This is a genomic window from Pseudomonas sp. RGB (genome assembly GCF_007713445.1).
Classification (GTDB): Bacteria; Pseudomonadota; Gammaproteobacteria; order Pseudomonadales; family Pseudomonadaceae; genus Aquipseudomonas.
In genome coordinates, this window is record NZ_VMSH01000001.1 from 354,418 (window position 1) to 378,965 (window position 24,548).

Genomic DNA, 24,548 nt, shown 5'->3' on the forward strand with positions numbered 1-24,548 from the left:
CTTCGTCGTTATGAGCCAACAGCCCTTTCTGCCGTTTTCCAAACCTACCATTGACGAAGCGACCATCTCGGCGGTCGGCGATGTACTGCGCTCGGGCTGGATCACCAGCGGGCCGAAAGTGCAGGCGTTCGAAGCACAGCTTTCGGAATACTTTGGCGGCCGTCCGGTGCGGACCTTCAATTCCGGCACCTGCACCATGGAGATCGCGTTGCGCATCGCCGGCATCGGGCCTGGCGATGAAGTGATCACCACGCCGATTTCCTGGGTCGCCACGGCAAACGTGATTCTGGAAGTAGGGGCCACGCCGGTATTTGCGGATATCGACCCGGTCACCCGCAATATCGACCTGGCTCAGGTAGAAGCCGCGATCACCCCACGCACCAAGGCGATCATTCCGGTGTACCTGGCGGGCCTGCCCCTGGATATGCCGATGCTCTACGCGCTGGCCAACAAGTACAACCTGCGCATTGTCGAAGACGCCGCCCAGGCGTTGGGCTCCAGTTGGGATGGCGAGCGTATCGGCGCGACCGGCGACTTCGTCTCGTTCAGCTTCCAGGCGAACAAGAACATCACGTCTTCCGAAGGCGGTTGCCTGGTGTTGAACAACGCCGAGGAAGCCCGTCTGGCTGAAAAGTATCGCCTGCAAGGTGTTACCCGCACCGGCTTCGACGGCCTGGACGTGGATGTGCTGGGTGGCAAATTCAACATGACCGACATAGCCGCAGCCATCGGCCTGGGGCAATTCGCGCATATCGAGAAGATCACTGCGCATCGCCAGAAACTGGCACGCCATTACTTCAAGTGCTTCGGCAGCGATTTTGAAGCGCAATACGGCGCGCAACTGCCGCCAGCGGATTTCGAAAACAGCAACTGGCACCTGTTCCAGCTGGTATTGCCGGAGCGTCAGGATGGTCTGCCCGCCCGCGCTACGTTCATGGAACAGATGCAGGCCCACGGCGTCGGCATTGGCTATCACTACCCGCCAATCCACCTGCTGAGCTTGTACCGGGCACAGGGTTTCAAGGAAGGCATGTTCCCGGTGGCTGAGCGTGTTGGGCGTTTGATCGTGTCGTTGCCGATGTTCACGGCGATGACAGAGGCGGATGTCGAGCGGTCGGTTGCGGCGGTAAAAGCGGTACTGAAAGCGAGCTGAAAACGAACTGCCAGCTATCCGCAATCAACTGTGGGAGCTGGCTTGCCTGCGATGCCGGCACCGCGGTGATTCAACCACACCGCAGTGATGCTATCGCAGGCAAGCCAGCTCCCACATTGATTTGCGCTGTTCCAACGGCTCGCGTTTACTCGCCGATGGCCGCTTTGTAGCCAGCAGCATCAAGCAGTTTTTCCAGGTCAGCCGGGTTGCTTGGCTTGAGCTTGAAGATCCAGGCGCCATACGGGTCGGAGTTCAGCAGTTCAGGGCTGCCACTCAGTTCCTCGTTAACGGCGATCACTTCGCCAGCAACCGGTGAGTAGATATCCGAAGCGGCTTTCACAGACTCAACCACACCAGCCTGGCCTTCAGCGTCAAACTTGGCGCCGACTTCGGCCAACTCAACAAACACCACATCACCCAAAGCTTCCTGAGCATGGTCGGAGATACCGACGGTCACACTGCCGTCGGCTTCCAGACGGGCCCACTCGTGACTTTCGGCAAAACGCAGGTCGGCAGGGATATCGCTCATAGTCTGTGTCCTCAAGAAGAAATGTCAGCGGCCTCAGGCCTGCCGGAAATAGTTAAATCAAGGTTTTGCCATGGCGCACGAAGGTCGGTTTGACCACTCGAACCGGGTACCACTTGCCGCGGATTTCCACTTCGGCCCGATCGGCGGTGGCCGTCGGTACGCGCGCCAGGGCAATGGATTTGCTCAGCGTAGGAGAGAAACTACCACTGGTTATCTCCCCTTCGCCAACATTGGCGATACGAACCACCTGATGAGCGCGTAAAACACCACGCTCTTCCAGTACCAGCCCGACCAATTTGAACTGCACACCTGCGGCCTTTTCCGCCTCAAGGGCAGTGCGGCCGATGAACTGACGCTCAGCCGGTTCCCAGGCGATGCTCCAGGCCATATTGGCCGCCAGAGGCGAAACGTCCTGGTGAATATCCTGACCGTACAGGTTCATGCCGGCTTCGAGGCGCAGCGTATCGCGGGCGCCAAGGCCGATGGGTGAAATACCGGCCCCTACCAGATCGTTGAAAAAGCCCGGAGCCTGCTCGGCCGGCAGGACAATTTCCAGACCGTCTTCGCCGGTGTAACCCGTGCGGGCGATAAACCAATCGCCATCGGCCTGGCCTTCAAAGGGCTTGAGCTGGTGGATAAGCGTGCCGCGGGCCTGGGTGACCAGCTCGGCGATTTTCTGCCGGGCGTGCGGGCCTTGAATGGCGAGCATGGCCAATTCTGGCCGCTCATGCAGCTGCGCCGCGTAGTCGCCCAGCTGTGCTTGCATCCAGGCCATGTCCTGATCACGCGTAGCGGCGTTGACCACCAGCCGATAACCGGTCTCGGTGCGGTAAACGATCATGTCGTCCACCACGCCGCCCTGCTCGTTGAGCATGGCGCTGTAAAGCGCACGGCCGCAGCCATGCAAACGATCGACATCATTGGCCAGCAGGTGCTGGAGCCATTCCTTGGCCTGAAGGCCTGTGACATCGATCACGGTCATATGAGATACGTCAAACACCCCGCAGTCGCGTCGCACCTGATGGTGTTCTTCAACTTGCGAGCCGTAGTGCAGAGGCATATCCCAACCGCCAAAATCGACCATTTTCGCGCCGAGGGCGAGATGCAGGTCATACAGAGGCGTACGCTGTCCCATGGGTTTCTCCTTCCGGGATTGGCGAAGATGCACAGAGCTGCTGTTTGCGCTCAACACCTCTGACTACAAGGCCTGCAGCGACATACAACGACTCGATCCGAAGGACGGAGCGCACCGAATGCCGCGCATTGTAGCCGCAAGCCGTAGGACTGGCACCTAACCGATTTGCCGAGCGGAGCGTCGAATCAGGCCGATCACCGGCAACAGGCCCACCAACACCAACGTGAGTGCGGGTAATGAGGCTCGCGCCCATTCCCCTTCGCTGGTCATTTCAAAAATTCGTACCGCCAGGGTGTCCCAGCCAAACGGGCGCATCAGCAGGGTCGCAGGCATTTCCTTGAGCACATCGACAAACACCAGCAGCGCCGCGCTCAACGTCCCCGGCAGCAACAGCGGCAGATACACTTTGCAAAACAGTCGCGGTCCACTCACGCCGAGGCTGCGCGCTGCTTCCGGCAACGAGGGACGGATTCGCGCCAGGCTGTTTTCCAACGGCCCGTAGGCCACTGCCAGGAAACGCACCAGATACGCCAGCACCAACGCCGACAGGCTGCCCAGCAACAGGGGCTTGCCCGCGCCGCCGAGCCAACTCGACAACGGCACCACCAGCTCACGGTCCAGGTAGCTGAACGCCAGCATGATCGACACCGCCAGCACCGAACCCGGCAAGGCATAGCCGACATTGCCCAGGCTGATCCCGGAGCGGATCGCCCGCGTGGGCGCCAGGCGATTGGCAAAGGCCAATATCAACGCCACGCTGACCGTAATCAGTGCCGCGATGCCACCCAGGTAGAGGGTATGGATGATCAAGCCGCTGTAGCGCTCATCCAGATCGAACCGGCCACGTTGCCAGAACCAGGCGACCAGTTGCAGCATCGGGATGACAAAGGCGCAGGCGAACACCAAGCCACACCACGTGCTGGCTGCCGCCGCCTTGAAACCGCGCAGGTGATACAACGCCTTGCCGCGTGGCCGCTCATTACTCGGGCGGCTGGCGCCTCGGGCACGTCGTTCGCCGTACAGCACCAGCATCACCACCAGAAGCAACAGGCTGGCCAGTTGTGCGGCGCTGGAAAGGCTGAAAAAGCCGTACCAGGTCTTGTAGATGGCCGTGGTGAAGGTGTCGAAGTTGAACACCGAGACAGCGCCGAAGTCCGCCAGGGTTTCCATCAGTGCCAAGGCGACGCCGGCACCAATTGCCGGCCGCGCCATGGGCAATGCGACACGCCAGAACGCTTGCCATGGCGATTGACCGAGCACCCGCGCCGCTTCCATCAGCCCTTTGCCCTGCGCCAAAAATGCAGTGCGCGCCAACAGGTAGACGTAGGGATAGAACACCAGCACCAGCACGATGATCACGCCGCTGGTAGAACGCACGCGTGGCAGGCGCAAGCCGTTGCCGAACCCTTCGCGCAACAGGGTTTGCACCGGCCCCGCGAAATCCAGCAGGCCGACAAACACAAAGGCCAGCACGTAGGCCGGAATCGCGAAGGGCAGCATCAACGCCCAGTCGAGCCAGCGCCGCCCCGGGAATTCGCAGAGGCTGGTCAGCCAGGCCAGGCTTACGCCCAACAGCGTCACGCCGGTGCCAACGCCCAACACCAATGTCAGGGTGTTGCCCAGCAGGCGGGGCATCTGGGTTTCCCACAGGTGCGACCAGATTTGTTGATCGATGCTCTGCCAGGACAGCAACAACACGCTCAGCGGCAGTAGCACCAGTGCGGCGACGGTGAAGACCGGCAGGTACCAGCGACGTTGGGCGGGGTGGGCCAAGGAAAAGCTCTCTGGAAATGATGGTTTTGAAGTCGTGGCTAACATTGTGGGAGCGGGCTTGTGTGGGTGCCGGGCTTGCCGGCGATGCAGGCACCTCGGTGTGTCATTTACACCGAGGTGATGCTATCGCAGGCAAGCCAGCTCCCACACAAGGCCGCTCCCACAGTTAGATCTGTACTCAGTTCCAGCCAGCGCGATCCATCAGGCGAATGGCCTCAGCCTGACGTTTACCGGCCACTTCCACCGGCAGAGTATCGGCCACGAACTTGCCCCAGGTCGCGACTTCCGCCGATGGCGGCACGGCGGGGTTGGCTGGGAACTCCTGGTTCACATCGGCAAAGATCTTCTGCGCCTCAGGCGTGGTCATCCATTCCACCAAGGCCTTGGCGGCTTCCGGGTGCGGCGCATGTTTGGTCAGGCCGATGCCCGACAGGTTCACATGCACGCCACGGTCGCCCTGGTTCGGCCAGAACAGCTTCACCGCAAGGTCCGGTTTCTGCTTGTGCAGGCGGCCGTAGTAGTAAGTGTTGACGATGCCCACGTCGCACTGCCCGGCGTTGATCGCTTCGAGCACGGCGATGTCATCGGAGAACACGTCGGTGGACAGGTTGTTGACCCAGCCCTTGACGATTTCTTCGGTCTTGGCCGCGCCATGGGTTTCGATCAGCGTGGCGGTCAGCGACTGGTTGTAGACCTTCTTCGCCGTACGCAGGCACAGACGCCCTTCCCATTGCTTGTCGGCCAGCGCTTCGTAGGTGGTCAGGTCACCGGGTTTTACCCGGTCGGTGGAATAGGCAATGGTCCGCGCGCGCAGGCTCAAGCCGGTCCACGCATGGTTGGAAGAGCGGTATTGCAGGGGAATATTCTTGTCGATCACCGCAGAGGTGAACGGCTGCAGGATGCCCATCTGTTCGGCTTGCCAGAGGTTGCCGGCATCAACGGTGAGCAGCAGGTCAGCCGTGGCGTTTTCGCCTTCGGCCTTGATCCGCTGCATCAAGGGCGCTTCCTTGTCGGTGATGAACTTCACCTGCACGCCGGTCTTCTGGGTGTAGGCGTCGAACACCGGTTTGATCAGTTCGTCGATGCGCGAGGAGTAGACCACGACTTCGTCGGCTGCCTGCACGGTGGTGCTGCCGATGAGGGTGAGTGCCAGGGCAGTCAGGAGGCGTTTGGGTGCCAACATGGGTGCGGTCTCTCATTTGCAAAAAGAGGGCAAATGATAAGGACTCACATTTGGTAGCGCTTGCTGGAGGCGTTACCAGATGTTGCATAGTTGGGATTTGCGCCGAATGGGCTGGCCTCATCGGGGGCGAGCCCCCTCCCACAGGGGGCATATTTCAATTCAGGGCTTTGCTAGGTCTGGCAGGTCGCCCGTCAGCCCGAGGGCCTGGCGCACAAACACGGCCTTGGCTTCGGGCATCTGGTCGACCAGTTTCAATCCGGCATTACGCAGCCAACGTAACGGCAGTTGGTCGGCCTGGAACAAGCGTTCAAAGCCCTCCATCGCCGCCATCAGTGCCAGGTTATGCGGCATGCGTCTACGCTCGTAGCGGCTCAGCACCTTCACATCCGCCAAGCGTTCGCCACGTTCCGTCGCAGCCAACAGCACCTCGGCCAGCACCGCCGCGTCAAGAAAACCCAGGTTCACGCCCTGCCCGGCCAATGGATGGATCACATGGGCGGCATCGCCAATCAACGCCAGGCCTTCGGCCACGTAGCGCTTGGCATGGCGCTGGCGCAGCGGTACGCATACGCGCGGGTCGGCGCTGATCACATTGCCCAAGCGCCCTTCAAACGCGCGCTCCAGTTCACGGCAGAAGCTGTCGTCGTCCAGCGCCATCAAGCGTTCGGACTCCGTCGGTGTGGTCGACCAGACGATCGAACACCAATCCTCCTGCCCATCGCGCACCAGCGGCAAAAACGCCAGCGGGCCGGTATCGGTAAAGCGTTGCCACGCCGTGCGCTGGTGCGGCTGGTTGCTGCGCACGCTGGTGACGATGGCGTTGTGCAGGTAATCCCATTCGCGCGTGGCGGTGCCGGTCAGGCGGCGCACGGCGGAATTGGCGCCGTCGGCGGCCACCACCAGCGGCGCACGCAATTTGCGACCGTCGGCCAGGGTCAGCAGCCAGTCATCGCCGGAGCGACGCATCTGCTCCAGGCGCGCATTGGCCAGCAGGCCCAGGTCGCAGTCGTGCAGGCGGTCGAGCAAGGCATCCTGAACCACCCGGTTCTCGACGATATGCCCGAGCACTTGGGCATGCACACTGGCTGCCGAAAAATGGATCTGCCCGGTGCCGCTGCCGTCCCATACCTGCATTTCACCGTAAGGGCTGGCGCGCCGTTCGACGATGCCATCCCACACGCCAAGGCGCTCCAGAATACGCTGGCTGGCGGCCGACAAGGCGCTCACGCGGGGTTCGAAGGCCGCAACCTGGTCGAACGGTTTGACGCTCAGCGGGCTGCCATCGAGCAGCAGCACCTGCAGGCCACTGCCTTGCAACGCCAGCGCCAGGGCGCTTCCGACCATTCCGGCCCCGACAATCAGCACATCTGCGCGCATGTCCATGCTTTAAGCCTGCTTTGCTGGCGGCTTGCGCCGCACGTAAAGGGTTTTGTCGACCCGCGCCACCAGAGTGCCGGAGCCGTCATGAATCTGTACTTTGAGAAGGGGCAAGTACTTCTCGCCGCCTTCGGTTTGCCGGCGAATCTCGTCCAGCAAGGCCTCGTCGATGGAAAACTCAGCGTAGACCGGGCCTTTGCCCGGCGACACGAAGTCGATGCTCGCGGCTTTGTCCCAGACGATGTAGTCGCGCCCCAGGTTCTCCATCAACAACAACATGTAGAACGGATCGACCATCGAATACAGGCTGCCGCCAAATTGCGTACCGACGTAATTGCGGTTGTACCAGCCCAGGCCCATGCGCACCTTGGCGTGGCGAAAATCGGCGCTGAGTGCCTGCACCCGAATTCCCGCGCCCAGGTACGGCGGGTACAGGGACAGCACCCAGCGCAACAGCCGCGCCTTGCCCAGGCGTCGGGTCAGCCAGTTAAGCATCAGGGCGTGTGCCCAGGCCCATGGCCTGACGGGCGAACCAGCGTTTGGCGGGCGGCAACAAATCCAGGCCCAGCAGGCCCAGGTTACGGCCCAATGTCACTAACGGTTGCGCGCTGCCAAACAGTCGGGTCACTTGATCGGAAAAACCTACGGTCAGTTGCTGGTCCTGGCGCTGGCGCTCGCGATAGCGCTGCAACGTTGCCAGGTCGCCCGGCACTGCCGGCCCGGCCAGCAAGGCCTCGGCCAAGGCGTTCGCGTCGCGCAGGGACAGGTTGAAACCCTGCCCGGCAATCGGGTGCAGGCTGTGGGCGGCATTACCGAGGATCGCCAGGTGCGAGCGCACTTGCTCTTCGGCCTCCACCAGCGTCAGCGGGTACAAATGGCGGGCGCCGACTTGTTTCAGCGTGCCCAGGCGGTAGCCGAACACGCCCTGCAATTCACTCAGGAAGCTGCGTTCATCAAGGTTGGCCAGGCGCTGGGCGTCCATGCCGATGCGCGTCCACACCAGCGCGCAACGGTTGTCCGGCAGCGGCAGCAAGGCCATTGGGCCTTCGTCGGTAAAGCGCTCGAACGCCTCGCCGTTGTGCGCTTCGCTTGGGGTGATATTGGCGATCAGCGCGCTCTGGTTGTAGGGCCGGGTTTTCACGCCGATGCCCAATTGCTCGCGCAAACCGGAGCGGCCGCCATCGGCCAATACCGCAAGGTCGCATTCCAGCACGGTTTCGTCGTTGAGCGTCAGGCGATAACCGTCGGGCAGTGGCTCCATGCGGGTGACTTCGGCCGGGCAGCGCCAACTGACCACTTCCTTGTCCAAACCTTGCCACAGGCACTGGCCGAGCCAGGCGTTTTCCACCACGTAGCCGAGGGCCGGCACGCCCTCCTCCATGGCGGACAAGCGCGCAGTGGAGAAGCGGCCTCGGTCCGACACGTGAATCTGTTTGATCGGCTCGGCGCGTCGGGAAATGGCCTGCCACAGGCCCAAACGCTGATAAATCTGCCGAGCGCCATAGGACAGCGCCGAAGAACGCGCGTCGTAGCTCGGTTGGTAACTGTCGCCTGGCGCGAACGGTTCGATCAGCACGATTTTCCAACCCCGCGCCTTGGCACCCGCCTGCAAGGCCAACGCCAAGCTGGCGCCTACCAGTCCGCCGCCGATGATGGCCAGGTTGACCCGGCTCATCGGGCAGCCGCCATCAGCGCTTCGATGTCGGCGACGGTCTTGGGCACGCCGCCGGTCAGAATTTCACAGCCTTGCTTGGTCACTACCACGTCGTCCTCGATGCGTACGCCAATGCCACGCCATTTCTTCGCCACGTTCTGGTTGTCCGGCGAAATATAGATGCCGGGTTCCACGGTCAAGGCCATGCCGACTTCCAGCACACGCCATTCGCCGCCCACTTTGTATTCGCCCACATCATGCACGTCCATGCCCAGCCAATGGCCGGCGCGGTGCATATAAAAAGCACGGTAGGCTTCGCTGGCGATCAACTCGTCGACGTCGCCTTGCAGCAGTCCCAGTTTTACCAGCCCGGCGGTGATGACGCGCACCGTTGCCTCGTGGGCCTGGTTCCAATGTTTGTTCGGCGCGATCTCGGCAAAGGCGGCTTCCTGGGAGGCCAGCACAATCTCGTAGATCGCCTTTTGCTCGGGCGAAAACCTGCCGTTGACCGGCCAGGTGCGGGTGATGTCGCTGGCGTAGCAGTCGATCTCGCAACCGGCGTCGATCAGCACCAGGTCGCCGTCCTTGAGCACGGCGTCATTCTGCTGGTAATGCAGGATGCAGCTGTTACGCCCGGCTGCGACGATGGAGCCATAGGCCGGCATTTTCGCGCCGCCTTTGCGGAATTCGTAATCCAGCTCGGCTTCGAGGCTGAACTCATATAACCCGGCGCGGCTGGCCTGCATCGCCTTGACGTGCGCCGCACAGGAAATTCGCGCGGCCTCGCGCATCACCTTCACTTCTGCCGCCGATTTATACAGGCGCATGTCGTGAAGCAGGTGATCCAGGGCAACAAACTCGTTCGGTGGCTGGGCGCCCAGGTGCGCTTTAGAGCGGATCACGTTGATCCACTCCATCACGTGCCGGTCGAATTCGGCGTTGCTGCCCATGGCCGAATACACCCGGTCACGGCCTTCGATCAGGCCGGGCAGGATGTCGTCGATGTCAGTGATGGGGAAGGCATCGTCGGCGCCAAAGTCACGGATCGCGCCTTCTGTGCCCGCACGCAGGCCGTCCCACAATTCGCGCTCGGCATTGCGCTCGCGGCAGAACAGCACGTACTCGCCGTGCTGGCGACCGGGCATCAGCACGATCACCGCTTCCGGTTCAGGGAAGCCGCTCAGGTACTGAAAGTCGCTGTCCTGGCGGTAAACATGCTCGACATCACGGTTGCGGATCGACACGGCGGCGGCCGGCAGAATTGCGATGCTGTTGGGTTCCATCTGCGCCATGAGCGCCTTGCGGCGACGGGTGTATTCCGCTTTCGGGATATGGATCATGGGCAGATGGGCTTCCTTTCTTAGTGCAGCGACGGCTTGGGTGCGGCTGGCTCAGCGGCTTTCTTGGTCTCGGTGAACAGCAGCAGCGGCGCGACGCGCAGGTATTCCATGACTTCCATGTAATCGCCTTCGCCGTCTTCGGACTCTTCCAGGGCGTCTTGCACCTGGGAAATGGCCGCCAGGTCCTGCAGCACTTCCTTGGCGTCGGTGCTCAGTTCCAGGCCGCCGGCGTTCACGCCGAAACCGTGGAGGAAACCCTGGCACCATTGGCCCAGCGCAGCGGCGCGCTCGGTCAGCGGCGCGTCGTCGGTCGGCAGCAGCAGGACCACGGTGACGTCATCACCGGTCAGCTCGCCTTTGACCATCTCTTGCAGGCCGATCAGCGCGTTACGCACGTTCTCGGTCGGCTCGGTTTCCAGCAGCTCGGCCACATCAGCCAGCCAATTGTCGGCATCAAAGCCAACACCGGTGCAGCTGCGGCCCAACAGTACGCCGTGCAGTTCGGCAGGCGAGCAAGGATGACCGCTGGTGCTCAGCAGTTTGGAAAAAGCGTCGTACGGGGAGTTCTGAATAGGCATGGTGAGCTAGGCGCCAGACGGCGCAATGTCTAGAATGAAGCGCTGTATCCTAGCACCGGCAGACGTACCAAGACTATCGAGGGCGTCAGATCGTTTATCCTGCAGTTGCCATTCATCAGACAAATCCAGTGGAACCCAATGGAAGACACCGACCTGCAAGCGCTGATGGCCAGACTCGAATTGCTAATTGATCGGGTCGAGCAACTTAAGAGTCAAAACGGACTCCTATTAGCTCAGGAAAAGACCTGGCGCGAGGAACGCGCTCACCTCATTGAAAAAAACGAAATCGCCCGGCGTAAGGTCGAATCGATGATTTCGCGCCTGAAGGCCCTGGAGCAAGACTCATGAGTTCAAGCAATAGCGTTACCGTGCAGATCCTCGACAAAGAATATTCGATCATCTGCCCCCAGGAAGAACGCAGCAACCTGGTGAGCGCTGCCCGCTACCTGGATGGCAAGATGCGTGAAATCCGCAGCAGCGGCAAAGTCATCGGCGCCGATCGTATCGCCGTGATGGCCGCGCTGAACATTACCCACGATTTGCTGCATAAGCAGGAACGGCCTGACGTGCAGGCAAGTGGCTCGACGCGCGAGCAAGTGCGCGACCTGCTGGAACGGGTTGATCTGGTACTTTCTACCGATCCAGAGCCACCCAAGGGCTGATTGCCGAGTCTGTTTAAGGTATACTCGCCCCACTCCCTGGCGTGTTTGCCAGTCGGCGATGTCCCTGAGCCGATTCGCACTACCCTGGAAGTTGCACGTTGGGCTGGTGTGCATGTCCGCTAGACGGAAAGCCTTAAAGCCTACTGCATCTTCCACCTTGAACTTTCGGGTTCAAGGGCTAAGTCGACAGCGGCTCTGTCGGGGAGCCTGAATTCCAAACTCAATGCCAGTCCTCGGACTGGCATTGTTTTATGAGCCGAAAAACCATGACCGAACCTGCGCCGCTTTCCCGTCCGCAACTTCGACGCATGTTGCGCAAAGCCCGCCGCGAACTGACGCCGAGCGAGCAGCGCAAGGCCGCCCTTGGCCTGTATCGGCAACTGGCACAGCACCCGCTGTTTCGCCGGGCCAAACATATTTCCTTATATCTACCGACGGACGGTGAAATCGATCCGCGCCTGCTGCTGCGCGCCGCTCAGCGCCGGGGCAAAGCCACTTACCTGCCAGTGCTCAGTGCCTGGCCGCGAACCAAGATGGTGTTCCAGCGCGTGCGGCCTGGGGATAAGTTGTCGCCTAACCGTTTTCGTATCCTGGAGCCGCAAGTGAATGCCAATCGCCAGCGCCGCGTCTGGGCACTCGACCTGGTGTTGTTGCCGCTGGTGGGGTTCGATGATGTGGGTGGGCGTCTGGGCATGGGCGGTGGGTTTTACGACCGCAGCCTGGCCTACCTCGCCAGGCGCCAGAGTTGGCGCGCGCCGGCGCTGCTGGGGCTGGCCCATGAATGTCAGAAAGTCGAGCGCCTGGCGCAGGCAAGCTGGGATGTGCCGCTGGCGGGCACCGTCACGGATAAGCAGTGGTATGTCGCACAAACGTCGCTGGAACCAGCGACGCCTTGAAGGGTATTAACGTTTGAACGGTTGCGGCTGCTGCTGAGCCAGCTCAACCGGCGCATCGGTCTTGTTCGACCACAAGCTCTGGGCATACCCGGTGGTCACGACGCCCAGACCAAACAAAATAACCAAAATCCATAGTAAATCCGGTTTACGTTGCATCGATTGCCCCCCTTCAGGCACCTCGTACACGATGACAACAACGTTCCAAAGTAGTCCGTTGCAGCTGCGCCAAGCTTAAAAGCGCGCATTCTGCGTTAACGTGAACCAACACGCAAACCTTGGCGCCAACCGACTGTCGGTTTGTCATGGAATTGCCCGACAACTTTCCCAATACCTTTTCAGGAGCCCAACAATGGCCTACTGGCTGATGAAATCCGAGCCCGACGAACTGTCCATCAAGGGCCTGGAAACGCTCGGCGAAGCTCGCTGGGACGGCGTGCGCAATTACCAGGCACGCAATTTCCTGCGCGCCATGGCCGTCGGTGACGAGTTTTTCTTTTACCACTCCAGCTGCCCTGAGCCCGGCATTGCCGGCATCGGCAAGATCGTCGAGGCAGCCTACCCGGACCCGACAGCGCTGGAGCCGCAAAGCCACTATTTCGACGCCAAGGCCAGCCCGGAGAAAAACCCGTGGAGTGCAATCAACGTGGCCCACATCGAGACCTTCGCAAAGGTGCTGGGCCTGGGCTATCTGAAACAACAAAGCGCCCTCGCCGAATTGCCTTTGGTGCAAAAAGGCAGCCGACTGTCGGTGATGCCGGTGACCGCCGAGCAGTGGGCGGCGGTGCTGGCACTGCGCTGAAAGGGCAGAACCCTGCGGTCACACTTCTGGCGCATGCATCTGCGTGCCATGCGGGTTAGGCTTGCGCTTCATTTGACCGGTATCAACGGCCGCTCCGGCGCTATCGGTCAAACTAGGATGCTAATGCCGCAGGATGCAGCCATGTCTACGAACCATCATATGTCGCGCCTTTTCGCCGTCGCCCTGATCGTGCTGTTACTGGGCGCAGGCGGTTTCGGTTACTGGCGATCAACCCAGGACCGCCTGCCCGAAGGCTTGAGCACGGGCAATGGCCGCCTGGAATCCACCGAAGTACAGATCGCCGCGAAGATCCCCGGGCGCCTGGCCGAAGTGCGCGTGGATGAAGGCGACAAGGTGCTCAAGGGCCAATTGCTTGCGCGCATGGACACCCGCACCCTCGAAGCCCAGCGTGCCCAGGCCGAAGCCGAAGTGCTGCGCGCCAGGGAAAACTTCGCCGCCGCCGAGGCCAATGTGCAGTTGCGCCAAAGCGAGCAGTTGCTGGCCAATCAGGAACTCAAGCGCACCCAGGAGCTGTACAAGCGCGGCTTCGCCAGCAGCCAGTTGATTGACCAACAGCAAGCACGCCAGAACACCGGTAATGCCGCGGTGATCGCCGCGCAAGCCCAGGTCAACTCGGTGAAGGCTGCCATCGGCGCCGCACAGGCCCAGGTTGCGCAGCTCACCAGCGAAATCGACGACAGCAGCCTGCGCGCGCCCATCGACGGCATTATCCAATTGCGCCTGGCCGAGCCAGGTGAAGTGCTCGGCGCCGGCGGTCGCGTGTTGCTGCTGATTGATCCGAATGACCAGTACATGAACCTCTACCTGCCCGCCTCCGTCACCGGTCGCCTGACCGTCGGCAGTGACGCGCGCATCCTGCTCGACGCCCTGCCCCAACAACCGCTGCCGGCCAAAATCAGCTTTGTCGCGGCTAAATCGCAGTTCACGCCCAAGGAAGTGGAGACCCGCGACGAACGCCAGAAGCTGGTGTTTCGCGTCAAGCTGCGTCTGACCCAACCCAGTGCCGTACCGCAAGCCAAACCGGGCATGCCCGGCGCCGGCTACGTGCGCACGGCAGATATCGACTGGCCGGCCAACCTGCAATGACCGGCCTGGCGCTGCACGCCACGGGCATCAACCATCGCTACGGCAAGCAACAGGCACTGATCGACATTGCCTTCAGCCTGCCCGCCGGCACGCGCTGCGGGTTGATCGGTCCGGATGGCGCGGGCAAATCGAGCTTGCTGGGGTTGATCGCCGGGGTTAAAAAACTTCAAGACGGCCAGCTGGAAGTGCTCGGCGGCTCCATCGAGGATCGCCGCCACCGCAACAGCCTGTACCCGCGTATTGCCTTCATGCCCCAAGGCCTGGGCGGCAACCTGTATCCGGAATTGTCCATCAGCGAGAACATCCGCTTCTTCGCCACACTGTTCGGTCTGTCGAAAGCCGATTGCGAACAGCGCATGCACAACCTGCTGCTGGCCACCGACCTTGCACGCTTCGCCGAGCGCCCGGCCGGCAAGTTGTCCGGCGGCATGAAGCAGAAACTCGGCCTGTGCTGTGCACTGATCCACGACCCGGACCTGTTGATCCTCGACGAGCCCACCACCGGCGTCGACCCGCTGTCGCGCCGACGCTTTTGGGAACTGGTCGACAGCGTACGCCGCGAGCGCCCGCAACTGACGCTGCTAGTGGCAACGGCCTACATGGAAGAAGCCGAGCAGTTCGAACATTGCCTGATGCTCGATCGCGGCAAACTCATCGCCGATGGCCTGAGCCGCGAACTGGCAGCCGCGACACCCAGCGGCAAACTCGATGAAGCCTTTACCCATTTCCAGGGCGACAGCGCCCACAACAATCAGCCGTTGGTGATCCCGCCGCGCGAAAGCGCCAACACCGATATCGCCATCGAAGCCCACGAGCTGACCCTGCGCTTTGGTGATTTCACGGCGGTAAACAAGGTCAGTTTCGCCATTGGCCGCGGTGAGATTTTCGGCTTTCTCGGTTCCAACGGCTGCGGCAAAACCACCACGATGAAGGTCCTCACCGGGCTGATGCCGGCCACCGAGGGCAGTGCCACGCTGCTCGGCAACCCGGTGAACGCCAAGGACCTGGCGACCCGCAAGCGCGTTGGGTTCATGTCGCAAAGTTTCTCGCTGTACGGCGAACTCAGCGTGCGCCAGAACCTGATGTTGCACGCGCAGCTGTTCGATTTGCCCAAGGCCGACAGCGGCCCGCGTATCGATGAGTTGATTCAGCGCTTCGACCTCGGCGAGGTGGCCGAGCAGCCTTCCGGCGAATTGCCCCTTGGCCTGCGCCAGCGCCTGTCATTGGCCGTGGCGGTGCTGCATCGCCCGGAAGTGCTGATCCTCGATGAGCCCACCTCGGGCGTCGACCCGGCGGCGCGGGATGACTTCTGGCGGCTGCTGATCGAACTGTCCCGCGAACAAAGCGTGACGATCTTCCTGTCCACCCATTTCATGAACGAAGCCCAGCGCTGCGACCGCATCTCACTGATGCACGCGGGTAAAGTGCTGGCGTGCGACACACCCGACGCCCTGCAACAGCAATTTCACGGCGACACCCTGGAAGCCGCGTTCGTCACCTGCCTGGAGCAAGCTCAAGGCGCTCCCGAACCCGCAGCACCGAGCAGCACCGTCAGCGAAACCAGTGCGCCGCCCGTGAGCAAACGTGGTTTCAGTCTTTCTCGGCTGCTGGCCGTGGCCAGCCGCGAAGGCAAGGAGCTGCTGCGCGACAAAGTGCGCATGGCCTTTGCCCTGCTCGGGGCGATGTTCATGATGGTGATCTTCGGCTACGGCATTTCCCTGGACGTGGAAAACCTCGCCTTCGCCGTCTACGACCAGGACCAGACCCCGCAAAGCCGCGCCTACCTCGAAGCCTTCCGCAGTTCGCGCTACTTCGCCGAGCAGGCGCCGATTCGCGATGCGAGCGAACTGCACCGGCGCCTGCAACGCTCGGAAATCAAATTGGCCCTGGAAATCCCGCCGGGTTTTGGCCGCGACCTGTACGCCGGCCGCCAACCCACCGTGGCCGCATGGATCGACGGCGGCATGCCGTTTCGCGCGGAAACCAGCCGTAACTATGTGGAAGCCGTCCATCAAGGCAACCTTCAGCAACTCGCCGAACTGAGCAGCCTGCCCCGCAGCACTCAAGCTGCCGCCAAGCTGGAAACGCGCTTTCGCTACAACCAGGACGTGGTCAGCGTGAATGCCATCGGCCCCGGCGTGATGGCGCTGATCCTGGCGTTTATCCCGGCGATGCTCACCGCGCTGGGCATCGTGCGCGAAAAGGAGCTGGGCTCGATCACCAACTTCTATGCCACGCCCCTGACCCGCCTGGAATTTTTGCTGGGCAAACAAGCGCCGTACCTGGCCGTGAGCCTGGTCAACCTGGCGTTGCTGGTGGCCATGAACCGTTGGTTGTTCGGCGTGCCATTCAAGGGCAGCGGCCTGGCGCTGGCATTCGGCGGCCTGCTGTATGTGTTGGCCACCACCAGCATGGGCTTGCTGATTTCGGCATTCACACGTACGCAGATCGCAGCAATCCTGGGCACCATGATCATCACCAGCCTGCCGACCATCCAGTTCTCCGGGCTGATCGTGCCGCGCTCATCCCTGGAAGGCGCCGCCGCGCTGATGGGCATGCTGTTTCCCGCCGGGCACTTTCTGGATATCGCCGTGGGCACCTTCACCAAGGCCCTCGACCTGCGCCAGTTGTGGCCGCAATGCCTGGCGCTGTTCGGGTTTTTCGTCGGGTTCACCGGCCTGAGCCTGATCATGCTCAAGAAGCAGGAGGCCTGATGCACAAGCTCGCTCATATCCTGCGCCTGGGCTTCAAGGAATTGACCAGCCTGCGCCATGACAGCGTATTGCTGCTGTTTCTGGCCTACGCCTTCACAGTCGCGATCTACATGCCCGCCGCCGGTTCGGTGATTGGCGTGCACAACGCCAGTGTGGCCTTCGTTGATGAAGACCACAGCGCGCTCTCGCGGCAAATGGCCGAGGCGTTGCAACCGCCCGAATTCCAGCCGCCTGCACCGCTGGCCTACGACCAACTGGACAGGGTCATGGACAGCGGCGAGTACACGTTCGTGATCAACGTGCCGGCCAATTTCCAGGCCGACCTGCTGGCCGGGCGCCAGCCGGGTGTACAGGTCAACGTGGATGCCACGGCGATGAGCCAGGCGTTTATGGGCGCAGGTTACATCGGCAGGATTTTCCAGCGCGAATTGCTCAACTACAGCGGCCAAACCGACGCCAGCCAAAAGGCGCCTGCGCTGCTGACCACACGCGCGCTGTTCAATACCAACCTGGAAGGCGGCTGGTTTCTGGCGGTGATCCAGATCGTCAACAACATCACCATCCTCGCGATTGTGCTGACCGGCACCGCGCTGCTGCGCGAACGCGAGCACGGCACCCTCGACCATTTGCTGGTGCTGCCGCTGACCGCGCTGGAAATCATGCTGGCAAAAATCTGGAGCAACATGCTGGTGGTGGTGCTGTGCACGTGGCTGTCGCTGGAGCTGGTGGTCAAAGGCCTGCTCGGCGTGCCGTTGGCCGGCTCCTTGAGCCTGTTTCTGTTTGTGACGGCGCTGTATTTGTTTGCGAGCACCGCGTTGGGGATATTCCTCGCCACGCTCGCCCGCTCGACGCCGCAGTTCGGGCTGCTGGCGATTCCGGTGATCATCCCGATGCTGTTGCTGTCGGGCGGCAGTACGCCGTTGGACAGCATGCCCGAGTGGTTGCAATGGGTGATGCAGGGATCGCCGTCGACACACTTTGTGAGTTTGAGCGCGGCGATTCTGTTCAGGGACGCAGGCGTGAGCGTGGTGTGGCCAGATGTGCTGGCGCTGGCGGGGATTGGGTTAGTGTTTTTTGCAGTGGCACTGGCTCGGTTCAGAAAAAGCCTGGCCTCTTAATTGTGGCGAGCGGGCTTTGTGTGGCAAGCGGGCTTGTTGTGGCGAGCGGGCTTGCCCCGCGTTGGGCTGCGCAGCAGCCCCATCCCCCAGATACACCACATTGTTTCAGGTGTACCGCGGCGTATGGTATTGGGGCGGCTTCGCCACCCAACGCGGGGCAAGCCCGCTCGCCACGACACGCCCGCTCGCCACATGGAACCGTTACTGGATGATCAGGTTGTTGAACAAAAGGTCTTCCACCACCGGCTTGCCGGTCTCGTCGTTCATCACTTGCTGGGTTTGCTTGAGAGCTTCCTGGCGCAGCTTTTCTTTGCCCTCAACGGTGCTCATGGCCTCATTGGTCTGCTGAGTAAACAACGCCACCAACTGGTTACGGATTAACGCATCGTTGGCTTTGACCGCAGCGGCGGCTTCAGGCCCGGTCACGCGCAGCGCGATGTCGGCCTTGAACACCTTAAGTTTTGCGGAGCCGTCCAGGCCATAGTTGCCCACGAACGGCGGCGTCAGGCTGATATAGCTGACCTTCGGTGCCTCGCCTTCTTTCGCTTCTTCGGCCTGGGCTGCCATCGGCAAGGTCAGGGCAAGCATCAACAGGATCCACGCTTTCACAGTTCATTCCTCAAATTCGGTTGCCGGGTAGCATAACGCTAGCAAGGCTGAGCACAAGCTTATGGCGACTTATCAGGCCTGGGCATGCTCGTTGACCCACGGGCGTACCCTCCTACACTTATCGGCCATGACGCCAAAAGGAATAGTCCGATGAAAGCTGTGCTGTGCAAAGCCTTCGGCCCCGCCGAAACCCTGGTGCTGGAAGAGATCGCAAGCCCGGCGATCAAGAAGAACGAAATCCTGCTGGACGTGCACGCGGCCGGGGTGAATTTCCCGGACACCTTGATCATCGAGGGCAAATACCAGTTCAAGCCGCCCTTCCCGTTCTCGCCGGGTGGCGAAGCGGCGGGCGTGATCAGTGAAGTGGGCGAGAAGGTCAGCCATTTGAAAGTCGGCGACCGGGTCATGGCGCTGACCGGCTGGGGCAGCTTTGCCGAACAGGTCGTGGTCCCCGGCTACAACGTGCTGCCGATCCCGCCGAGCATGGATTTCAACGTCGCCGCCGCATTCAGCATGACCTACGGCACGTCGATGCATGCCTTGAAACAACGGGCCAACCTGCAGCCCGGCGAAACCCTGCTGGTGCTCGGCGCCTCTGGCGGCGTGGGCCTGGCCGCCGTGGAAATCGGCAAGGCCATGGGTGCCCGTGTGATCGCCGCCGCCAGCAGCGCCGACAAACTCGCCGTGGCCAAGGCAGCCGGTGCAGACGAGTTGATCAACTACAGCGAAGCCAGCCTCAAGGATGAGATCAAGCGCCTGACCGACGGCAACGGTGTCGATGTGATCTACGACCCGGTGGGCGGCGATCTGTTTGACCAGGCCGTTCGTGGAATCGCCTGGAACGGCCGCTTGCTGGTGGTGGGTTTTGCCAGCGGGCGTATTCCCGAGCTGCCGGTGAACCTGGCGCTGCTCAAAGGTGCGTCGGTGGTCGGGGTGTTCTGGGGTTCGTTTGCCCAGCGCCAGCCGCAGGACAATGCGGCGAATTTCCAGCAACTGTTCACCTGGTACGCCGAGGGCAAGTTGAAGCCGCTGGTGTCGCAGGTGTATCCGCTGGAGCAGGCTGCCCAGGCGATCAATGATCTGGGGCAGCGCAAAGCGGTGGGCAAGGTCGTCGTTCAGACCCGCTGATTGATCTGAAACGCGGTCAATGTGGGAGCGGGCTTGCTCGCGAAAGCGGTCTATCAGCGACAAATGTTCTGACTGACCCAGCGCTTTCGCGAGCAAGCCCGCTCCCACATTTGGATTCCCATCGTCCTGAAGAACGCAATCACGACCCACACTTGCCTATTAGCGACATGTTCATAAGAGAACATGCAATCACTCCGATTTCCTGTGTTTGCGGATAAGAGGCGATGCTATTTTCGGTAACGAAACTGTAACATTCGCATCCGCAGTCAAAACAAGAAATTTGGAGCTCTTGAATGTTTGCTTTCTTTCGTCCTGCCGCACACCAGGCGCCTCTGCCTGAAGAAAAAATAGACAGTACCTACCGACGCCTGCGCTGGCAGATCTTCGCCGGTATTTTCTTTGGTTACGCCGGTTACTACCTGCTGCGCAAAAACTTCTCGCTGGCCATGCCGTACTTGATCGACGAGGGTTACACCCGTGGTGAGCTGGGCCTGGCGATGTCGGCGATTGCGATTGCCTACGGCTTGTCCAAGTTCCTCATGGGCCTGGTGTCCGACCGCTCCAACCCGCGCTATTTCCTGCCCTTCGGCCTGCTGATATCGGCCGGGGTGATGTTCATTTTCGGTTTCGCGCCTTGGGCAACGTCCAGCGTGACCATGATGTTCATTTTGCTGTTCATCAACGGCTGGGCCCAGGGCATGGGCTGGCCGCCGAGCGGACGCACCATGGTGCACTGGTGGTCGCAGAAAGAACGCGGCGGCGTGGTGTCGGTCTGGAACGTGGCGCACAACGTCGGCGGTGGCCTGATCGGCCCGCTGTTCCTGCTCGGCATGGCCTGGTTCAACGACTGGCACGCGGCGTTCTATGTGCCGGCGACCGTGGCGTTGCTGGTGGCGGCGTTTGCCTTCATCACCATGCGTGACACCCCGCAATCGGTCGGCCTGCCGCCAATCGAGGAATACAAGAACGACTACCCGGAAGGCTACGACGCCAGCCACGAAGACGAATTCAGCGCCAAGGAAATCTTCGTCAAGTACGTGCTGCGCAACAAAATGCTGTGGTACATCGCCTTCGCCAACGTCTTCGTCTACCTGCTGCGCTACGGCGTATTGGACTGGGCGCCGACGTACCTCAAGGAAGCCAAGCACTTCGACGTGGATAAAACCTCGTGGGCGTACTTCTTCTATGAGTGGGCGGGTATTCCGGGCACGCTGCTGTGCGGCTGGATGTCGGACAAGATCTTCCGTGGCAACCGCGGCCTGACCGGCATCGTGTTCATGGCGTTGGTCACCGTGGCGACCCTGGTTTACTGGCTCAACCCGCCAGGCAACCCGATGATCGACATGATCGCGCTGTTCTCCATCGGCTTCCTGATTTACGGCCCGGTGATGCTGATCGGCCTGCAGGCGCTGGAACTGGCGCCGAAAAAAGCCGCGGGCACCGCTGCGGGTTTCACGGGCTTGTTTGGTTACCTGGGCGGTTCAGTGGCAGCGAGTGCGGCCATGGGCTACACCGTGGACCATTTCGGCTGGGACGGTGGTTTTGTGTTGCTGGTGGGCGCGTGCCTGTTGGCGATTGCATTCCTGATCCCAACGCTGTGGCACACCAACAGCGTCAGCGCAGCGCGTTAATCGCCTGAGCAATCCTTTGCACAACGCTTGAGCCGCGCCTCCAGATTTTTATCTGGCATGGCGTGGCTACGCAGGGCGTTAACGGTCTGCTCGACATAATCGCGCGTGGTGCCGTAACGCCCGCAAGCGCTTTGCAGCACGTGATTGAGCACGATATCGGGCAAGTTGCCGGCGTAGCTGGGCAAATGCCGCTCCAACACAAACCCCAACGCTTGTACCTGACTGCCATCTTCCAGACGGCAGCTGAGCCAGTGCGGCCGGTACGAAGGGTAAGGCATCTCGCGTTGCCACAAGGCGTAAAGCGAGGCCTCCAGCTGATCCTCCGGCAAACGGTAGGCAAACCCGCTGCATGAGCCGCCGCGATCCAGACCGAACACCAACCCTGGCAACTCCGGCGTACCCCGATGCTCGTGCGACCACAGGTACAAGCCCCGGTGATAGCCGTGAACCCGCGCGCGCATGCGCTGGGTCGACGAGCATTCGGGACGCCAGATCAGCGAACCATAAGCGAACAGCCAGACCGGCCCACCCTTGTGCTTGGCCATGGTGGCCTGCATCGAACTCATTAATTGCTCGTGAGTCAGTTGCGGCCCCAGATCGAGCCGCGGAGGATAAGCCAATTGCAAAAGATCGGTTTCAATAACGGTCATGGCGGATCGCTTAGGTCTCCTTTATCACTCAAATAAGCTGTTACCAGTTGTAAGCAACTTTACCGTAATAAAACGCGCCGCTGTAACCGTACGGCGAAAAAGTGCTATAGGCGAGGTTGCCGCCACTGCTGGCGTAAGCGTTGACCTTTTCCGGGTATTTATCGGTGACGTTGTCGCCGCCCAGGGTGAAGGTCCAGTTCTTGAGCTTGTAGTCCGCCGACAGGTCCAACACCCAGGCGGCCTTGAAGGTCTGGTCGTTGATCTTGTCCGCCTGATAACTGGTGAATTCACCGTAGCGAACCAGGTTGCTGTGCAGCGCCCAATGGCCATAGGTGAAATCGTTACCCAGGCTCAGTTTGTGCTCAGGCGTGGTGTCGCCGAACAGACCGATGCGCTCACGACGGTCCACCCGCACCAGGTTGGCGCCCAGGCTGTCCAGAATCGCCGGGTTAGGCTTCACGTCGGTCACTTTGGTGTGGTTGTAGTTGTAGCCCACGGTGCTGTTCCAGCGGATGCCGTTATCGAACTGGAAGCGATAGTTGGCGACCAGATCGACGCCGTCGGTGCTGGTGTCGGTGGCGTTGGTGAAGTAACGGGCGCTGGTGTAGTTGATGTTGCCAACCCCATTGGCTTGCAGGTAGGCGATGGTGGCCGGGTTGAGATTGAGGTTGGAGGACAGGCTGATGCGATCACGGATGTCGATCCGGTACACGTCGAGCGTCACGGTCAAGTCATCGGCAGGTTCCAGCACCAGGCCAAGGCTGTAGTTGCGCGACTTCTCGGCTTTCAGGTCTTCAGCGCCGAGCAGCCGGGCCACCTGACTGTTGGCCGGGAACGTGCCGGCTTCCTGAATGGTGTTACCGATCAACTGGGACGAGGTGTAGGCAAAGTTCTGCTGGGCCAGGGAAGGCGCGCGAAAACCATTCGAGACGCTGCCACGCAAGGCCACTTGCGGGGTGAAATCATAACGGGCCGACAGCGAACCGCTGACGTTGGAACCAAAGTCGCTGTAGTCCTCATGACGCACCGCGGCCGAGGCGCTGAGCTTTTCGGTGAAGTTGGTTTCCAGGTCCAGATACTGGGCCCAGCTATGCCGCGCGCTGCTGCCGGCGTCGGCATCACGGAAACCACCCAGGCCCGAGCTGCCGCTTTGATAGTAGGACGCAGGCTCTCCGGCTTCGATTTCATAGCCCTGGCGCAGGTACTCGCCGCCAAACGCCACCGACACCGGATAAGGCAGAAAGCCCACGTCGAATTCGCGCGACAGGTCCAGGCTGACTTGCTTCTGGTCATTGCTCAAGGTGCCGTTATCGAACTTGCGCGGCGTGGCCAGGCCCAGTGAGGTGTTGATGGTTTCGGTGCTCAGCGCGTACTGGTTCTTGCCGTAGTTTGCCGACAGGTCGTAATGCCAGTCGTAAGCCAGCAAGCCGCGCAGGCCGACGACCAATGAGGTGTCTTCCAGGTTGCCTTTGATCAACGGCAGATAACCATTAGGGTTCAGCGCCGGGATGTTATTGGACGCATTGCTTGCCCGGTAGAACGCCGCCGTCTCGCCGCGACGCTTGCTGTAGCCGCCGAAGGTGTAGAACTGGGCTGCATCGTTGAAGGAATATTCCGAGTTGAACTGGAATTTGCCTTCATTGGTGGCCGGTTCGCCCTGACGGAACACACGCTGCCCATACGTGGTGGAACCGATGCTGCCAGGGCGGAAGTCGTCGCCGGCGCGGTTGGTGTAATCGTTGTCGGCACCTTCGCCCGAGACATTGATAAAGCCGTTGTCGCCCAAGGCAAACCCGGTATTGCCGCTGACATTGCGCTGGATGCCATCACCCTTTTTGTACTCGCCGAACTTGGTCGAGATCGAACCGCCGTGGTCGTCGTGCTTGAGGATCACGTTGATCACGCCGGCGATCGCGTCAGAGCCATAACGCGCTGACGCGCCGTCACGCAGCACTTCGATGTGGTCGACTGCCGACAACGGTATCGCATTCAAATCCGCCGGGGCCGAGCCACGCCCCACCGCCCCGCCAAGGTTGACGAAGGCGCTGGTGTGGCGGCGCTTGCCATTGACCAGCACCAGCACCTGATCCGGCGACAGCCCGCGCAGTTGCGCAGGGCGCACCAGTTCGGCGCCGTCCACCAGGCTCGGACGCGGGAAATTGATCGACGGAATCAGGCGCGATAACACTGCGCCCAGCTCATCGGGGCCGGTGCTGCGCAGGGTATCGCCGGAAATCACATCAATGGGCGACAGCGAAGCACTGGCCGTGCGCTCTTGGGCGCGAGTGCCGGTAACGATGACGGTGTCGAGTTTTGGTGCATCGATGGCCGCTGTCTGCGCGGCCATGACGGGATTGAATCCCACAGCAGTCAGCAAATTGGCCGACAAAATTGCTGTGTACAGCGCGTGCTTCTTGTAGCTCCCCATACCGCTCCCCTCAGAATCAAACTTCAGAACGTCAATGCTCTGAGTTCCTACGATCGATCCGGCTGGCGGGCGGTGGCGGTCAGT

The 24,548-nt window shown here is 61.3% G+C and carries 23 protein-coding genes and 1 other RNA gene; 11 read left to right on the top strand and 13 right to left on the bottom strand.

The features are described 5' to 3' along the window. The first annotated feature begins 10 nt into the window (after positions 1 to 10). On the top strand, positions 11 to 1,153 hold the full coding sequence (locus FPT15_RS01685) for a DegT/DnrJ/EryC1/StrS aminotransferase family protein (protein WP_145157933.1): 1,143 nt from the start codon (positions 11 to 13) through the stop codon (positions 1,151 to 1,153). A 145-nt stretch (positions 1,154 to 1,298) separates the two neighbouring features. Here FPT15_RS01685 and gcvH read toward each other — a convergent pair whose 3' ends face one another. The 9 genes from gcvH to FPT15_RS01730 form a co-directional block, all read right to left on the bottom strand. Next, positions 1,299 to 1,682 (bottom strand): glycine cleavage system protein GcvH, encoded by a 384-nt coding sequence (gcvH, locus tag FPT15_RS01690; protein WP_145157936.1) that lies wholly within the window; start codon positions 1,680 to 1,682, stop codon positions 1,299 to 1,301. Between the two features lie 52 nt (positions 1,683 to 1,734). After that, the gene (gene gcvT / locus FPT15_RS01695) at positions 1,735 to 2,817 is read right to left on the bottom strand and encodes a glycine cleavage system aminomethyltransferase GcvT (protein WP_145157939.1); all 1,083 of its coding nucleotides are present in this window, start codon (positions 2,815 to 2,817) and stop codon (positions 1,735 to 1,737) included. 156 nt (positions 2,818 to 2,973) lie between these two features. Beyond that, a complete protein-coding gene (locus tag FPT15_RS01700) occupies positions 2,974 to 4,590 on the bottom strand; it encodes an iron ABC transporter permease (RefSeq protein WP_145157942.1) in 1,617 nt (538 codons plus the stop codon). Positions 4,591 to 4,768: 178 nt separating this feature from the next. Then, positions 4,769 to 5,773, bottom strand: coding sequence for an extracellular solute-binding protein (locus tag FPT15_RS01705; RefSeq protein ID WP_119737320.1), 1,005 nt, complete (start codon positions 5,771 to 5,773; stop codon positions 4,769 to 4,771). 159 nt (positions 5,774 to 5,932) lie between these two features. Continuing rightward, positions 5,933 to 7,150: a 2-octaprenyl-3-methyl-6-methoxy-1,4-benzoquinol hydroxylase gene (locus tag FPT15_RS01710; protein WP_178119649.1), complete on the bottom strand. Its 1,218-nt coding sequence runs from the start codon at positions 7,148 to 7,150 to the stop codon at positions 5,933 to 5,935. A gap of 9 nt (positions 7,151 to 7,159) precedes the next feature. Further along, the gene (locus FPT15_RS01715) at positions 7,160 to 7,645 is read right to left on the bottom strand and encodes a DUF4442 domain-containing protein (RefSeq protein WP_145157949.1); all 486 of its coding nucleotides are present in this window, start codon (positions 7,643 to 7,645) and stop codon (positions 7,160 to 7,162) included. Continuing rightward, the gene (gene ubiH, locus FPT15_RS01720; protein WP_145157952.1) at positions 7,638 to 8,825 is read right to left on the bottom strand and encodes a 2-octaprenyl-6-methoxyphenyl hydroxylase; all 1,188 of its coding nucleotides are present in this window, start codon (positions 8,823 to 8,825) and stop codon (positions 7,638 to 7,640) included. Before ubiH ends, FPT15_RS01715 begins: the two co-directional genes overlap by 8 nt. Beyond that, a complete protein-coding gene (gene pepP, locus FPT15_RS01725; RefSeq protein ID WP_145157955.1) occupies positions 8,822 to 10,144 on the bottom strand; it encodes a Xaa-Pro aminopeptidase in 1,323 nt (440 codons plus the stop codon). Before pepP ends, ubiH begins: the two co-directional genes overlap by 4 nt. Before the next feature lie 20 nt (positions 10,145 to 10,164). Further along, positions 10,165 to 10,722, bottom strand: coding sequence for a YecA family protein (locus FPT15_RS01730; RefSeq protein WP_106575774.1), 558 nt, complete (start codon positions 10,720 to 10,722; stop codon positions 10,165 to 10,167). Between the two features lie 138 nt (positions 10,723 to 10,860). Between FPT15_RS01730 and FPT15_RS01735 the strand changes: the two genes are divergently transcribed. From FPT15_RS01735 to FPT15_RS01750, 4 genes are all read left to right on the top strand, one after another. Continuing rightward, entirely contained in the window at positions 10,861 to 11,070 is a 210-nt protein-coding gene (locus FPT15_RS01735; RefSeq protein WP_003177365.1) for a TIGR02449 family protein, read from the top strand. After that, on the top strand, positions 11,067 to 11,384 hold the full coding sequence (locus FPT15_RS01740) for a cell division protein ZapA (protein ID WP_003213956.1): 318 nt from the start codon (positions 11,067 to 11,069) through the stop codon (positions 11,382 to 11,384). Before FPT15_RS01735 ends, FPT15_RS01740 begins: the two co-directional genes overlap by 4 nt. A gap of 30 nt (positions 11,385 to 11,414) precedes the next feature. After that, a non-coding RNA gene (gene ssrS / locus FPT15_RS01745) (6S RNA) lies at positions 11,415 to 11,593 on the top strand. A gap of 57 nt (positions 11,594 to 11,650) precedes the next feature. Next, positions 11,651 to 12,280 (top strand): 5-formyltetrahydrofolate cyclo-ligase, encoded by a 630-nt coding sequence (locus FPT15_RS01750; RefSeq protein WP_145158576.1) that lies wholly within the window; start codon positions 11,651 to 11,653, stop codon positions 12,278 to 12,280. Between the two features lie 6 nt (positions 12,281 to 12,286). Here the strand turns inward: FPT15_RS01750 and FPT15_RS29705 are convergent, their stop codons facing one another. After that, positions 12,287 to 12,436 (bottom strand): hypothetical protein, encoded by a 150-nt coding sequence (locus FPT15_RS29705; RefSeq protein WP_010207387.1) that lies wholly within the window; start codon positions 12,434 to 12,436, stop codon positions 12,287 to 12,289. A gap of 193 nt (positions 12,437 to 12,629) precedes the next feature. On the opposite strand from FPT15_RS29705, the gene FPT15_RS01755 reads away from it, so the two are divergent. The 4 genes from FPT15_RS01755 (at position 12,630) to FPT15_RS01770 (ending at position 18,018) form a co-directional block, all read left to right on the top strand. Continuing rightward, on the top strand, positions 12,630 to 13,079 hold the full coding sequence (locus FPT15_RS01755) for an EVE domain-containing protein (protein ID WP_145157958.1): 450 nt from the start codon (positions 12,630 to 12,632) through the stop codon (positions 13,077 to 13,079). Between the two features lie 141 nt (positions 13,080 to 13,220). Further along, complete coding sequence (locus FPT15_RS01760) at positions 13,221 to 14,186, top strand: HlyD family secretion protein (protein ID WP_145157961.1); 966 nt, start codon at positions 13,221 to 13,223, stop codon at positions 14,184 to 14,186. Further along, complete coding sequence (rbbA, locus tag FPT15_RS01765; protein ID WP_145157964.1) at positions 14,183 to 16,900, top strand: ribosome-associated ATPase/putative transporter RbbA; 2,718 nt, start codon at positions 14,183 to 14,185, stop codon at positions 16,898 to 16,900. The genes FPT15_RS01760 and rbbA overlap by 4 nt, the downstream gene beginning before the upstream one ends. Further along, a complete protein-coding gene (locus FPT15_RS01770) occupies positions 16,900 to 18,018 on the top strand; it encodes an ABC transporter permease (RefSeq protein WP_145157967.1) in 1,119 nt (372 codons plus the stop codon). The genes rbbA and FPT15_RS01770 overlap by 1 nt, the downstream gene beginning before the upstream one ends. Before the next feature lie 201 nt (positions 18,019 to 18,219). Here the strand turns inward: FPT15_RS01770 and FPT15_RS01775 are convergent, their stop codons facing one another. Then, the gene (locus FPT15_RS01775) at positions 18,220 to 18,627 is read right to left on the bottom strand and encodes a flagellar basal body-associated protein FliL (protein WP_106575780.1); all 408 of its coding nucleotides are present in this window, start codon (positions 18,625 to 18,627) and stop codon (positions 18,220 to 18,222) included. A 150-nt stretch (positions 18,628 to 18,777) separates the two neighbouring features. On the opposite strand from FPT15_RS01775, the gene FPT15_RS01780 reads away from it, so the two are divergent. Continuing rightward, positions 18,778 to 19,755 carry an NADPH:quinone oxidoreductase family protein gene (locus tag FPT15_RS01780; RefSeq protein WP_145157970.1) on the top strand — a complete coding sequence of 326 codons (978 nt, stop codon included), beginning with the start codon at positions 18,778 to 18,780 and terminating at the stop codon, positions 19,753 to 19,755. Positions 19,756 to 20,048: 293 nt separating this feature from the next. Next, positions 20,049 to 21,386 carry a glycerol-3-phosphate transporter gene (gene glpT, locus FPT15_RS01785; protein WP_145157973.1) on the top strand — a complete coding sequence of 446 codons (1,338 nt, stop codon included), beginning with the start codon at positions 20,049 to 20,051 and terminating at the stop codon, positions 21,384 to 21,386. Here the strand turns inward: glpT and FPT15_RS01790 are convergent. Beyond that, positions 21,383 to 22,036 (bottom strand): gamma-glutamylcyclotransferase, encoded by a 654-nt coding sequence (locus FPT15_RS01790; protein ID WP_145157976.1) that lies wholly within the window; start codon positions 22,034 to 22,036, stop codon positions 21,383 to 21,385. The genes glpT and FPT15_RS01790 overlap by 4 nt on opposite strands. Before the next feature lie 40 nt (positions 22,037 to 22,076). Beyond that, complete coding sequence (locus FPT15_RS01795; RefSeq protein WP_145157979.1) at positions 22,077 to 24,464, bottom strand: TonB-dependent siderophore receptor; 2,388 nt, start codon at positions 24,462 to 24,464, stop codon at positions 22,077 to 22,079. Positions 24,465 to 24,548 lie beyond the last annotated feature (84 nt).